General features: G+C 62.6%; 10 protein-coding genes. 9 read left to right on the forward strand and 1 reads right to left on the reverse strand.

The window, feature by feature from the left end; genetic code table 11:
* Positions 1-38: 38 nt before the first annotated feature.
* The 9 genes from MFP24_RS14010 (at position 39) to MFP24_RS14050 (ending at position 12,874) form a co-directional block, all read left to right on the forward strand.
* Entirely contained in the window at positions 39-1,625 is a 1,587-nt protein-coding gene (locus MFP24_RS14010) for a GMC family oxidoreductase (protein WP_249231110.1), read from the forward strand.
* A 171-nt stretch (positions 1,626-1,796) separates the two neighbouring features.
* Positions 1,797-4,406 (forward strand): winged helix-turn-helix domain-containing protein, encoded by a 2,610-nt coding sequence (locus MFP24_RS14015; RefSeq protein WP_249231109.1) that lies wholly within the window; start codon positions 1,797-1,799, stop codon positions 4,404-4,406.
* A gap of 379 nt (positions 4,407-4,785) precedes the next feature.
* Complete coding sequence (locus MFP24_RS14020; protein WP_249231108.1) at positions 4,786-6,411, forward strand: peptide ABC transporter substrate-binding protein; 1,626 nt, start codon at positions 4,786-4,788, stop codon at positions 6,409-6,411.
* A gap of 85 nt (positions 6,412-6,496) precedes the next feature.
* Positions 6,497-8,542 (forward strand): alpha/beta hydrolase family protein, encoded by a 2,046-nt coding sequence (locus tag MFP24_RS14025; RefSeq protein WP_249231107.1) that lies wholly within the window; start codon positions 6,497-6,499, stop codon positions 8,540-8,542.
* On the forward strand, positions 8,542-9,486 hold the full coding sequence (locus tag MFP24_RS14030) for an ABC transporter permease (protein WP_249231106.1): 945 nt from the start codon (positions 8,542-8,544) through the stop codon (positions 9,484-9,486). The genes MFP24_RS14025 and MFP24_RS14030 overlap by 1 nt, the downstream gene beginning before the upstream one ends.
* A complete protein-coding gene (locus MFP24_RS14035; protein ID WP_249231105.1) occupies positions 9,483-10,529 on the forward strand; it encodes an ABC transporter permease in 1,047 nt (348 codons plus the stop codon). The genes MFP24_RS14030 and MFP24_RS14035 overlap by 4 nt, the downstream gene beginning before the upstream one ends.
* Before the next feature lie 14 nt (positions 10,530-10,543).
* Entirely contained in the window at positions 10,544-11,614 is a 1,071-nt protein-coding gene (locus tag MFP24_RS14040) for an ABC transporter ATP-binding protein (protein ID WP_249231104.1), read from the forward strand.
* A complete protein-coding gene (locus MFP24_RS14045) occupies positions 11,611-12,561 on the forward strand; it encodes an ABC transporter ATP-binding protein (RefSeq protein WP_283164109.1) in 951 nt (316 codons plus the stop codon). Before MFP24_RS14040 ends, MFP24_RS14045 begins: the two co-directional genes overlap by 4 nt.
* Positions 12,554-12,874, forward strand: coding sequence for a hypothetical protein (locus tag MFP24_RS14050; RefSeq protein WP_249231103.1), 321 nt, complete (start codon positions 12,554-12,556; stop codon positions 12,872-12,874). The genes MFP24_RS14045 and MFP24_RS14050 overlap by 8 nt, the downstream gene beginning before the upstream one ends.
* 77 nt (positions 12,875-12,951) lie before the next feature.
* On the opposite strand, the gene MFP24_RS14055 is transcribed toward MFP24_RS14050, so the two are convergent.
* On the reverse strand, positions 12,952-14,091 hold the full coding sequence (locus MFP24_RS14055; protein ID WP_249231102.1) for an NAD(P)/FAD-dependent oxidoreductase: 1,140 nt from the start codon (positions 14,089-14,091) through the stop codon (positions 12,952-12,954).
* Between the last annotated feature and the right edge of the window lie 58 nt (positions 14,092-14,149).

A 14,149-nucleotide genomic window follows, 5' to 3' on the forward strand; every position in this document is an offset into this window, starting at 1 on the left:
GCAGGGGAATGCATTAACCCCCACAGAGTGGTTTTTCCATGAAAAATATCATTATCGTCGGGTCGGGGATCGTGGGAACGACCCTGGCCTACCATCTGGCAAAAGCGGGCCACCGCGTCGAGGTTTTCGAAAGCGGGCCCGCAACCCCCTACCCCCATCATCCGCAGTATCAGCTTGAGGTACTGTATTCAAATCGCTACGCCGATTTCTCCGGGCGGATCCCGCCGCCGCTTCCGGAAGGGTTCCGCGGCCTGTCGCAGTCGGGGGACTATCCGGCGTCGATCGACCAGGAGCGGCTGATGTGCGTCGGCGGTATGGCCACGCGCTGGTTCGGCATCGCGACGCGCTTTACGCCCGTAATGTTTCAGCCGCGTACCCACCACGGCTACGGCAGCGATTGGCCGCTAAGCTACCGGCAGTTGGAAAGTTATTACTGCCGGGCCGAAGAGTATATGGCGGTGTCCGGCAGCGCGACGGATAACCCTTTCGCGCCGCCCCGCTCGCGGGAATATCCCCTGCCGCCTTTTGAGTTGGGCTACTACGATCGACGGCTGGCGGAAAAACTGCGCGCCGGCGGGCTGTTTTTTCACACCACCCCGCAGGCGCGCACGCACCACAAATACGACGGACGTCCGCAGTGTGAAAATTTCGGCTTCTGCGCCGTCTGTCCCAGCGGCGCCCGCTATAGCCCGAACCATCACCTCAATCTCGCCATCGAGTCGGGAAATCTGACGCTGCATACCGCGACCACGGTCAGACGCGTGGTGGTGGAAAACAACCGCGCCCGGGCGATTGTCTACTACGACCGCAACAGCGGACAGCAACGGGAAAAATCGGCGGACGTCATCGTGGTGGCCGCCGGGGGGATCGAGTCGGCGCGGCTGCTGTTGTTGTCGAAGAACGGCGGCATCCACCGGCACGGCATCGGCAATAGCGCCGGACTGGTCGGTAAGAATCTGATGTTCCACCATATCTGGTGGGGCCATATGACGTTCGCGGAAAAAATGATGCCGGGCAGAGCCGGACCGCCCACGCTGCTATCCCATCAGTTTATCGCCCCTCCCGGAGTGCGCGCTTACGGCGGCATGACGGTGGAGCTGTTTGACGATTATTTTCGCGGCTATACCGACGGCGTGGCGCGGAAAAAATGGCGCAACGGCGCGGAAATCGTGCGCGCCATGCAGCCGCTGCTCAACAGCCGCGTCCTGACGTTTAACGCCGAAACCGTGCCGAGCGACAGGAAATATCTCGATCTTTCCGGCCCCGTCGACCGGTTCGGCGATCCCTTCGCCCATGTAAACTATCAACTGACCGACTTTGATTACGCCACCTATGCCAAAGCGACGGCCATCAGCAAGCAAATCGCCGACGTGTTGGACGCCAGGAGCGTGGAGATCGCCGCGGTTAAACAATTCTGGTCGGCGCATCATCACCTGGGAACCTGCCGCATGGGGAAATCAGCGCGGGACAGCGTGGTAGACTCATTCGGCGCCGTGCATGACACCCGAGGCCTGTACGTGTGCGGCGGCAGCACCTTCGTCACCGCGACGTCGATACAACCGACGCTGACCATGGTGGCGCTGGCGATACGCAGCGCCGACCATATCGCTGAAGCGCTGCGCTAATCTGGAGATAATTTCCGCCAGCGCCAAGCAGTCCGGCGACGCGATAAGAATTTTTTGCGTCCGTGCGGATCACGTCCGTACGCGCTGACGCTTGCGGCAAGCTGCAAAATAAATAGAGTGCCGACAATGGATGTTGCCTTAGCCAAACTATCGCCCCCCGAGTTGCCTGCGATGTCAATTCAGCGTATGGCGATTGAAGAGCGGATCGATCGCCGTTCGACGGCCAGATTGATCGTGATGTCGGCGCCCAGCGGCTTTGGCAAGACAAATGCGATGCTGCAGTATTATGCCCGCCTGCAACGCCGGGGCACGGCGATAGCCTGGCTTAATATCGATGCACACGATAATCACGGCGAGCGCTTTTTATCCCTGCTGAATACGGCGCTCGACCTGACGCCTATTCCGGCGCCGAGCGCGCCCGGCACTGGCCGGTCAAGGCAGGACGCCGTCAGGGAGATTTGCCGCCGTATCGAAAGCCACCCCGGCGCGCTGGCCCTGTTCTTCGACGACTTTGCAGCCCTGGCCGACCCCGCAGTCCTTGCCGCGGTGCAAAGTCTGGTTTATCAGTTGCCCGTCAATGCGCAGATGATTATCGGCTCAAGGGAGCCGCCGCCTTTTGGCGCCAGCCGCCTGAACGCCAACCATCAGTTGATCGCCATCGGTCCGCGGCAGCTGCAATTTTCGCTTGGTGAAACCGTTGAGCTGGTGCGGGCGAAATACGGCCGGCGGGTAACGCCGCAGCAGATCGAGCGGCTTCATTATCGTACCGAAGGCTGGCCGGCGGCGCTTAATCTTGCCTTGCTGTGCGCGGAGGAGGCGGAGACGCACAGCCTCGACCCGTTGCCGCTTCCCAACGCCGCCGTGGCGGACTACCTGGCGGAAAATGTACTGGCGCCGCTGCCGGAGGCGTTGCAGCATTTTTTACTGCGTACCTGCGTACTGGAAAAACTGAGCGCGCCGCTATGCAACGCGGTTATCGGCCATCCGTACGGAGAAACGCAACTGCAAAAAATAGCCCGGGCGAACCTCTTCCTGTTTCCCGCGGACGCGGAACATTGTTGGTTCCGCTATCACCGGCTGTTCGCGGAATGCTTACGCGCCCGGCTTGAGCGCCACCATCCCGAATGGGCGGCGCAAGCGCATCTGGCGGCGTCACGCTGGCACCTTGCCGGCGGAAATATCATCGCGGCGATTGAACATGCGCTGGCAGGCGGCAATCCGCAATATGCGGTAACCCTGATGGCGCCACACCTGGACAAGATCGCAACGGAAGCAAACTTCGGCACCCTCTGCCGCTGGTTCGACCTGTTGCCGGCGGCGACATTCGATGCTTTCCCGCGCCTGAGCCCCCCTTTTGCGCTTTCCCTCGCCTGGTGCGGACGTCCGGCGGAGGGAATAAAACTGCTGGACGCGTCCCCGCACCCGCGCGCCGTTTCTGTCGAACGCCTGGCGGTGCGCGCATTCTGCCTGCTGATAAAGGATGAATGCGCCTGCGAAGATAAGATGGATATGGCTATCTGGCGCCGGCAGCCGCAACGCCGGTCGACGCCGCAGTGGCTGCTGATCCTCTGCCAGGCTTACCTCCTCAACGGCAGAAACCGTTTTGGCGAAGCGATGCTCATCATCAATATGGCCAGAAAACATTTCTCCGCGGCGCAAGATGCGGAGAGAAGCGCCTTTGCCGAACATATACAAGGCGTCTGCGAGTTTACCCAGGGGCGCCTGCAGGAAGGATACCGGCGCTTACGCCTGGCCGAGGGCGATCTCGCCGCCTGCGGCAAAATCTTTTTCCGCGAAAAGCCGACGCTGCTCGCCACGATGGCGGTTATGCGCGCCGAACTGCTGTATGAGAAGGATGAACTGTCCGAGGCCGACGAACTGCTGACGAAATTCTTCTCATCCGCGGGCGAGAATTTTTTGCCGGACATTATGGTGATCAGCCACATTACCATGTCGCGCCTCGCGCTGACGCGGGGCGACCGGGAAAAGGCCATTGAAATGCTCATGCGGCTCGAACGTATAGGCCAGCGCCAGGGGCTGCTGCGGCTGGTGGCCACCTATTGGCTGGAGCGCTCGCGCATCGCCTTGCTTGAGGGCGACGTCCCGGCGGCGGAAACTTTTATGGCCTATTTCGACCAGCAGGCGCCATGGAAATATTTTTGTTCGTTTGAACGACACGGCAACGATATCGACATGCCGGCGATCGGCAACCTGCGGCTGCTGATCCGTTCGGGAAAAAGCGCGGCGGCGCCGGCGGAACTAAGACGTCAGATTGCGCTGGCGGAAAGCCTTAACCGCCACCGCCGGGCGCTGAAGCTGAAGATCCTGCTGGCCGAGGCGTTACACCGTAACGGTGACGTTCAGGCGGGGTTAACCACCCTTTGGCATGCGGTGGCGTTTGCCGCCCGGGAAGGATTTATCCGCACCTTCGCCGACGAGGGCGATGGCGTGGCGCTGCTGCTGCGTGCGCTGCGCCGGCAAATACGGGATGATGAAAGCGAGCTTATCCGCTTTGTGGATCGACTGCTGGCCGCATGCCAACCGCAAGACGCGCGGCGCGCCATCACCTGCGCATCCCGGCCCACGGAGATGCTGACTTCCAGAGAGGTGGAAGTGCTGGAACTGCTGTCGTCCGGCTTTTCCAATGCCGCCATCGCCGAAAAGCTGTTCGTGGCGCGAACCACGGTCAACGCCCACCTGCGCAATATCTATTCCAAGCTGGAAACCCACAGCCGCACCCAAACCGTGGCGGTGGCGCGCTCCCAGGGTTTGCTGCGCTGATATTGAGATCGCCGTCAAAGAATGTTTATTTATTGCCATAATCGATAAGGTCGGAAAACCATATTCAACAATATTTCGCTCCCTTAATTGCCATGTTTCACATTTACTATGCCAATAATGACATTTGACTGCATTATTACCGACTGCGACAATGCAGTCATAATAACAAGGTATTAAAAACCTTTTATAATCAGATCATTGTAGATAAATCACCCTCAGATTTATCACTACGGATAAGTATAATGCCGTCCTGTCCGGCAACGCCGATTTAATTAATAACGCCATCACCAACTTATAGCCAAAGAAATAAAACTGACTGGATGATATATGTCATACCAGGGGCATACACCGAATATTATAAACTCCGTCGGAGGACGACATGACGATTACGCCCAAACGCATTCTCACTTATCTGCTGCTTCTGCTGGGGCCGGCGCTCTGGGCGGCGGGATCGCAAGCCGCCCCGGCCAGGCAGGTGCTGAACTGGGTGATTGAGGCCGAACTGCCGACCGCCGACTCCGTCAGGTCATACGACACCCTGAGCGTCTCGCAGATTGAGCTGTTCGGCGAAGGACTGTACAAACTCGGCCAGGATAACGTCATTATCCCGGCGCTCGCCGCCGGAGAACCGCAAATCAGCGACGACGGCACCGTCTACACCATCAGGTTGAAAAACGGCCTGAAGTGGTCCAACGGCGACCCGCTTACCGCCGGGGATTTCGTCTTTGCCTGGCGGCGGCTGCTCACGCCGGCCACCGCGGCCCAGAACGCCAGCACCTTCTACAACATCAAAAACGCCAAGGCGATCAACAACGGCGAAGCCGATCCCGCCACGCTGGGCGTCGCGGCGCTTTCCGACACCGAGCTGCAAGTAACGCTTGAGTATCCCAACCCCTATTTCCTTGCCGCGCTGGCCTCTTCCGCCAACCTTTTCCCGCAGAACGAAGCCTTCGTTACCGCCAAGGGCGCCGCCTACGGCACCAGCAGCGAGAATACGCTGAGCAACGGGCCGTTCGTGCTGACCGACTGGGACGGCCTCGGCCTGACGTGGCGCTATGTGAAAAACGACAACTACCATGACAAGGCGGCCATTAAACTGGACGAGCTCACCGTTCAGGTGGTGAAGGAAACCTCCACCGGCATCAATCTGTATGAATCGGGCGCCGTCGATGCGGCTAAAATCGACGGCGACTATATCCGCCACTACCGGCGCGACCCCGCTTACCTTTCGGTGCCGACGCTGCGCGCCTCCAACCTGGAGCTCGGCATCAGCTCCAGCCCTGTGCTGCAAAATGAGAACGTCCGCAAGGCGCTCTCCCTGGCCATCGACCGTAAGGAACTGACCGGCAGCATCCTCGCCGACGGCTCCCTGCCGCTGACGAGCACCATTCCTCAGGGTATCGCCGCCAATCCGGCCAGCGGCGTCGATTTCGCCCAGGAGGCGGGCGACCTCGCCCCGACTGATAAGACGCAGGCCAAGGCGCTGTGGCAAAAGGCGAAACAGGAGCTCGGCAGGAACGCCGTCACGCTCGAACTGATCACCAGCGACTTCGACGAGGCCAAGCGTACCGGCGAGTATCTGCAAAGCCAGCTGTCCGCTACGCTCGACGGGCTGACGATAGCGCTGAGCAGCGTGCCCACCAAGGTTCGCTTCGACAAGATGATGTCCTACAAATTCGACCTGGCACTCGGCGGCTGGACCGGTGAATTCGATCCGGTAACCTACCTGAACCTCTTCTACTCCACCTATGAGCACAATCACAGCCGCTTCAAAGACGCCGCCTTCGACGCGCTGATCGATAAAATCAAGACCACCGACGCCACCGACCCCGGCCAGCGCTGGGCGAGCCTGCAGCAGGCCAACAAGTTTGTGCTTGACCGGGCGCTCACCATCCCGCTCTATCAGGGGTCGAAGAACTATCTGATCAATCCGAAATTGAAAGGCGTCATCACCCGCAGCATGGGAACGCCGATCGATATCACCCACGCCTATTTTGAACATTAACCGCCCTGGCGTGAATAGCGCCCGAGGCGCGGCCGGAAAAACGGCCGCGCCCTTACCGCCAGGCGCCGCAACAGGAAAGACCACGATGCCATCGTCCATATCGCCCGATTCCCTCCTTTCCTACCGCTTTCTGTCCCACCTGACCGCCAACGCGTCGGGAACCGCCGCCGCGTTCGTCGTGCGCCGCCCCGACCGGCGGCGCGACGGATACGTCAGCGCCCTGCATATCTTCGACGGAACGGCCGAACGGCGCCTGCTCAGCCGTCTCGCTTCGCCGCTCTACGCCTGGGAGGACGATACCCATCTGCTGGCGCATCTTGCGCCGCCGGCGCGGCGCGGCGGCGCAAGCGCCGTCACCGAACTCTACCGGCTGGATCTGTCCGGCGGCGGCCGGGAGCTCGCCGTTACTCTCCCGGTGCCGCTCGAAGAGTTCGAGGTACTGGCGGACGGGCAACTGCTGTGTTCCGCCCTGCTCGCGCCAGCGGATCTCGATCTGCTCTTCGGCGGCTCGCCGCCAAAAAACGCGGCCGCTGACGAGCCGTCCGCCAGCGGGTACGCGCGTTTCGAGAGGATTCCGTTCTACGCCGACGGCAGGGGGTTTCTGCATAACCGGACGCGCCGGCTGTTTCTTTTCAACCGCCGTCAGGGAACGGCCACGCCGATCTCCCCGCAGGATTTTATCGTCGATGCCTATGCGCCGGACAGCACCGCGCGCGTCGTCTATTTCAGCGGGCAGCAGGACAGCGGCGTCAGAAAAATCAGCGATACGCTGTGGCGCTACGATCTGACGGACGGCACGCTGAAGCGGCTTTATCACGGCGACCTGGATATCCGCCGCATTTATCCTCTCGGAGACGCAGCCATCGTCGCCGCGACGGATCGCGCGGCATACGGCCACGGCCAATCCGACGACTTCTTTCTCCTGTGCGATGGGCAACTGCGCCCGCTGGCGCAACCCGGCTTTATGACGCATAACACCGTCAGCTCCGACTGCCGCCTGACGTCGGGCGTCGGGCGCGAAGTGGAATATAACGGCAGGATCTATTTTCCCGCCGTGCGCGGCCATCAGTCCCATCTTTTTTCCCTCGGCGCGGACGGTCGCCTGGCGGATCACCTGACCTTTGCCGGCAGCATCGACGCGCTGGCCCGCCTCAACGACAGATGGATCGCCATCGGCCTGCGCGATCAGCGGCGGCAGGAAATCTACGCGCTCGACGGGCTCGCCCCGGCGAATGAGACGGGAAAAATCGCCCGCGGAGATGCGCTTCCCCAGACGGTACGCCTGACCCATATCAACGCCGGCGACGTCCGCGCCGGGGTACGGGCCGTTGTCCCCGTGCATCTCAATTTCGTCTGCGGTTCGCCGGACGGCGCGCGGCAAACCGTCGACGGCTGGGTGTTGCCCCCCGCGAACGGCGAGTCGGGGAAAAAATACCCGGCCATCCTGACCATCCACGGCGGCCCGCGCGCCGTTTACGGTACTGTGTTCTCCCATGAGATGCAGTATTGGGCGCACCACGGCTACTACGTTCTCTATTGCAATCCGCACGGTTCCGACGGCAAAGACGACGCGTTCGCCGATATCAGAGGCGGATTCGGCGGCGATGACTATCGGGATATCCTGCGCTTCGTCGACCTGGCGCAGCAGGCCCATCCCGGTATCGACGCGGCGCGGATAGGTGTGACGGGGAGCTCGTACGGCGGATTTATGACCAACTGGATCGTCTGCCATACCGACCGTTTCAGGGCCGCCGCCGCGCAAAACGGCATCTCCAACTGGGTGTCGCTGGCCGGCACCTCGGATATCGGCTACCACTTTATTCCCGACCAGACGGGCGCGCAGCCGCTGTTGCCCAACGTGGAGAAAGCCTGGGCGCAGTCGCCGCTCAGGTATGCCGGAAACATTCGCACGCCGCTGCTCTTTCTCCACTCGGAGCACGACTACCGCTGTCCGCCCGAGCAGGCCTATCAGCTGTTCACCGCCCTGAAGCTCGGCGGACAGGAAACCCGATTCATCCTGTTCCACAACGAGAGCCACGAACTGTCGCGCAACGGACGGCCCGCTAATCGGATTGCGCGCCTGCGGGCGCTGACCGCATGGTTCGACGCTCACCTGAAGGAAAGCGCCTGATGAATAATATTTTCCGCTTCCTCGCCAGACGGCTGATTTATATGGTAGTGACGCTGTTGATGATCTCTTCCCTGACATTCCTGCTGATGAACCTGCTGCCGGGTTCCCCGTACAATAACGAGGAAAAACTCACCGCCGGCCAGCGGGTGCTGATGAACGAGAAATACGGTCTGGACAAGCCGCTGGCGCAGCGCTATGTCATCTATATGGGCGGCGTAGCGCAGGGCGATTTCGGCATCTCGCTGCAATTCGGCGACCAGCCGGTAAGCAAACTGCTGCACAACCGCATCGGACCCTCGGTGCAGTTGGGGCTACAGGCGATGCTGCTCGGCTCGACGCTCGGCATCCTGCTCGGCACCCTCGCCGCCATGTTCCACAACAGCTGGCTGGATACCCTGGCCTCGTCCCTGGCCATCGTCGGCCGCTCGGTGCCGAACTTTATTTTCGCCGTGCTGCTGCAGCTGATATTCGCCATCCACCTCAAGTGGCTGCCGATCGGGCTGTGGCGCGACGGTTTTCTGTCGACCATTCTGCCGACGCTGGCGCTGGCGATCGCCCCGATGGCCGATTCGGCGCGCTTCGTGCGCACCGAGATGATCGACGCGCTGCACAGCGACTACGTCGAACTGGCGCGCGCCAAAGGGCTGAGCGAATGGCGGATCGCCACCCGCCACGGGCTGCGCAACGCGCTTATCCCGCTGATCGCCATACTCGGCCCGATGGTCGTCGGCCTGATGACCGGCTCGCTGGTGATTGAAAACATTTTCGCGGTGCCGGGCATCGGCGAGCAGTTTATCAAATCAATCCTGACCAACGACTATGCCACCATCATGGCGCTGACGATCCTCTACTCCACGATGCTGGTGGCGGTCATTCTGGTTACGGATATTCTGTACAGCCTTATCGACCCGCGCATCAGGGTAAGCGGAGGCGGCCGGACATGACGGAGAAACGCACGCCGCAACAGGCCATCGACAGCGCCAATATCCCGGCGGAGTACTTCCGCCCCTACGCGCCGGCCGCCGGACAGGGCGCGGCGGATGCCGGCATCCCCGCCGCCCCGGCGCGTGACGAATGGCAACGCTTTGCGCGCAACAAAGGCGCGGTCATTTCGCTTTTCGTGCTTATTTTCATCATGCTGACGTCGGCGGCGTCGATCTGGTACTCGCCCCATGACCCGAACGCGCAGAACATCCCCCATGCCTTCCTGCCGCCCAAGATACCGGGAGTGGAAATCAACGGCTTCAACGGATTGGCCCGCGAAGGAGAGGTCTGGGTGGACCGCTACGCCGAGGCGCAGGTGGCGGACGGCGTTTACTATCTGCTCGGCACCGACAACTTCGGGCGCGATCTGCTGTCGCGCATTCTGTTCGGCACGCGCATCTCGGTGCTGATCGCCTGCGTGGCGGCGCTGCTCGACCTGACCGTCGGCGTGGCCTACGGCCTGATATCCGGATGGAAAGGCGGCGCGACGGACACCGCTATGCAGCGGATACTGGAAATCGTCTCCGGCGTGCCCACCCTGGTGGTGGTGATCCTTGCCCTGCTGATTTTTCCGCCCGGCGCGCCGGCGATTATCGTCGCCATCGCCTTGACCAGTTGGATAAGCATGGCGCGCGTGGTGCGCGCGCAGACGCTGAAAATCAAGGAGCAGGAGTTTGTGCTGGCGTCGCGCGCCCTCGGCACGTCGGCGCTGAAGATCATGCTGCGCCATATTCTGCCGAACCTGAGCGGCATCATCATTATTCAGACCATGTTCACCATTCCGACGGCGATCTTTTTCGAGGCGTTTCTCAGCTTTATCGGCATCGGCATGCGGGCGCCGAACGCCTCGATCGGCACGCTGCTCAACGAAGGGTACAAGGTCTTCCGGTTCTATCCCCACCTGATGTGGTATCCGGCGCTGGTCATCTGTCTGCTGATGATCAGTTTTAATCTGCTTGCCGACGGCCTGCGGGACGCGTTCGATCCGAAAATGAAAATATAGCGGGAAAAATAAGCATGAGCACCGACCCCATTCTTTCAATAAGCGATCTTCACGTGGTTTTCGACACCTTCAACGGCCAGGTTCAGGCGGTGCGGGGCGTCTCGTTCGATCTGCGGCGCGGGGAAACCCTGGCCATCGTCGGCGAGTCGGGCTCGGGCAAATCGGTAACCTGCCGTTCGGTGATCCGCCTGCTCGGCAACAACGCCCGCATCACCCGCGGCGCCGTCGAATTCGCCGGGCGCGACCTCACCCGTCTGAGCGCCAGAGAGCTGCGCGCGATCCGCGGCAACGATATCGCCATGATTTTTCAGGACCCGATGACGTCGCTGAATCCGACGATGACCATCGGACGCCAGATCGTCGAGGCGGTCACCCAGCACCGCCGGGTCAGCGCGCGGGAGGCGCGCGAGCGGGCCATCGGGCTGCTCGATCGGGTCGGCATTCCGGACGGCCGCAAGCGTTTCGCACACTATCCGCACCAATTTTCCGGCGGGCAACGGCAGCGCATCGTCATCGCCATCGCGCTCGCCTGCCGGCCGAAAATCCTGATCGCCGACGAGCCGACCACGGCCCTCGACGTCACCATTCAGGCGCAGATCCTCGACCTGCTGCGGGACATCCAGCAGCGGTCGGACACCTCGATTATCTTTATTACCCACGACCTGGGCGTGGTGGCGAAGGTCGCCGACCGCATCGCGGTGATGTACGCCGGCAGGATCGTCGAGATCGGCACCGCACTGGAGATATTCTACGATCCCCGCCACCCGTACACCTGGGGACTGCTGCAGTCGATTCCCGACAGGAACGCCCCCGACGCCGGGCTCTACGCGATCCCCGGCTCGCCGCCCGACCTGACCGATCCGCCGCCGGGAGACAGCTTCCTGCCGCGCAACGCCTATGGGCTGGAGATCGACCGGCATCTGGCGCCGCCGCTGTTTCAGCTGTCGCCGACCCACTTCGCCGCCACCTGGCTGCTGGACGCGCGCGCGCCGCGGGTAGAGCCGCCGCCGGCGATACAAAAGCGCCGCGCCATCTTCGAGCAACTGCGCGCGCAGGGCGCAACGCCCGGGGAGGAGCGGCAATGAGCGCCCGTAACGCGGAAAAACCGCTTCTCGCCGTCCAGGATCTGCGCCGCTATTTTAACGCCGGGCGCGGCAACGAATCGCGGGCGGTGGACGGCGTCTCCTTCGACATCCAACGCGGAGAGACTTTCAGCCTGGTCGGCGAGTCCGGCTGCGGCAAAACCACCACCGGCAGAACCATTATCCGCCTCTACGCCCCCACCGGCGGCAGGATCGTCTTCGACGGCACCGATATCGCCACGCTCGACACGCGCCGGCAGTGGCTCGGCTTCCGCAAGCAGGTGCAGATGATATTCCAGGATCCCTACGCCTCGCTCGACCCGAAAACCAAGGTGGCGGACATCATCGGCGAGGGCATCGACGTGCACCGCCTCGCCTCGACGCGCGCGCAGAGGATGGCCAGGGTCCGCGAACTGCTCGCCGTCGTCGGACTCAATCCAGAGCATGCCCTGCGCTATCCCCACGAGTTCTCCGGCGGCCAGCGCCAGCGTATCGGCATTGCCCGGGCGCTGGCCGTCGAGCCGCGGCTGCTTATCTGCGACGAACCGATATCCGCGCTGGATGTCTCCATTCAGGCCCAGATCGTCAACCTGCTAAAGCGGCTACAGCGCGAACGCAACCTTACCTATCTGTTTATTGCCCACGATCTGTCGATGGTGCGCCATATCAGCGACCGGGTCGCCGTGATGTACGCGGGGAAAATCGTCGAGATGGGCGCCACGGAGGAGATCTACCGTTATCCGATGCATCCCTACACCCGCAGCCTGCTCTCCGCCGCGCCGATAGCCGATCCGCTGACGGAGCGCACGCGCAGGCGGCTGGCCTACCAGCGCCAGCCGCAAGATACCGAGGGCGTAATCCGCCGGCTCGGCGAGGATCACTTTATCCTCGCCCCGGACGAGCGCTACGCGGAATACCAGGCGGCGTTTGGCAGGATAAAGAATGTCTAGGCGCAGCGTACTTTACGGCGCCGTCGGCTGTCTGCTGCTCGCCGCGCTGCTGCTGCCGGACGGCTCCTTCACCCGGGAAAGCGTCTCCGATGCGATTTTCCTGACTGGACTCATACTGGCGACGGGCTGCGCCGGCGCCTGGCTGCTGGCGCAGCCGGATATCAGGGTCATCCTGCGCAGGCTGCGCGCGGTGCTGTTCCGGCGACCTGAAAAGGACGAAGCGCCGCGCCGCCCTCAATCGCCGCGGTGGTTGAAAGAGGCGCTGGTCCTTGCCGCATCGCTGCTGACCGCCAGCGTACTACTGCTTGTCTGAGCGCGGCGCATCGGCTGCATCAGGCGCCTGACCGTTGCCATAACTGCGTCCGCCGACGGGTAAACGCCGCCGGCACGTTAGTCGGCGGCGAAACGGTCGATGGCGAAAGGCGCGATGGGCCATGGGGTGCGGCCGTGTTCGATCAGGTCGGCCACAATGCATCCGACGATGGGACTCAATTCAAAGCCGTGCCCGGAAAAACCGAAGGCGTGGACGATGCCGGCGCCTTCCCTGCCCGTTCCGATAACGGGGAGCTGATCCGGCGTCACCGCTTCCACGCCGGCCCAGCAACGCACTATCGCCGCGTCGCGCAGGAAGGGAAACAGCTCCAGCACGGTGCGGGCGCTGCGCTTCATGGCGGATGTCTCGACGGTGGCGCGCCGCGCGACGGTATCCGCCCTGCCGCGCAGGCCGCCGCCGATCACCACCGTACCGTTGTCGAACTGTTTGAATGACAGCGGCCGCCCCATGGCGCCGAGCACCGGCCGGATAAAAGGCGGCACGCGCTGGGTGACCATCAGCATCAGACCCTCGGCGCTCAGCGGCACGGGATCCCCCGTCTGGCGGGCAATCTCGTCGGCCCATCCCCCGGCGGCGTTCACCAGGCTGGGAGCCTGATAATAGCCGCCGCGCGTATATATCCGCCAGACGCCGCTCCTGCGCTCGATGCGCGTGGCCGACGTGGCTTCGTGGATATGCGCGCCGGCCGCCTGCGCCGCCCGGCGGAAGGCGGTGACGACCTTATACGGCACCGCATAGCCGTCGCCCGCGCTCCAGATGCCGCCCGCGACGTGCGGCGCAAGACGCGGGACAAGTTCGCGCGCTTCCTCGCGCCCGACCCAGCGTTCGTGGGTAAAACCCAGCGCGTTCAACTGCGCGATGCGGGCCTGCGCCGCGGACGACTCGGCCTCGTTTTCAGCGATCTTGAGCTGACCGCTGGCCACGAAACCGCACTCCGCGCCGATAAACTCCGGCAGGCGATGCCAGAACCGATCGCGCGCCGCCAGCGCCAGCGGAATTTCCGCCACGTGGCGTCCCAGCGTACGCACGCCGCCGGCATTGACGCCGGAAGCATGACGGCCGCAGTAGTCGGCCTCAAGCACCCGTACCCGATGACCGCGGCGCGCCAGCTGTAAAGCGCTGGACAACCCCTGCAGCCCGCCGCCCACGATCAGCACGTCGCTGGCGCCCAGCGCCTGGGCGCTTACTTCCGTCATATCTGTCTTCCTGAGCCGGTTGAATCAGCTTAAGCGGCGGGCGGGGAGCGAAAACGGC

The organism is Brenneria tiliae (assembly GCF_023347575.1).
GTDB classification, from domain to species: Bacteria; Pseudomonadota; Gammaproteobacteria; order Enterobacterales; family Enterobacteriaceae; genus Brenneria; species Brenneria corticis.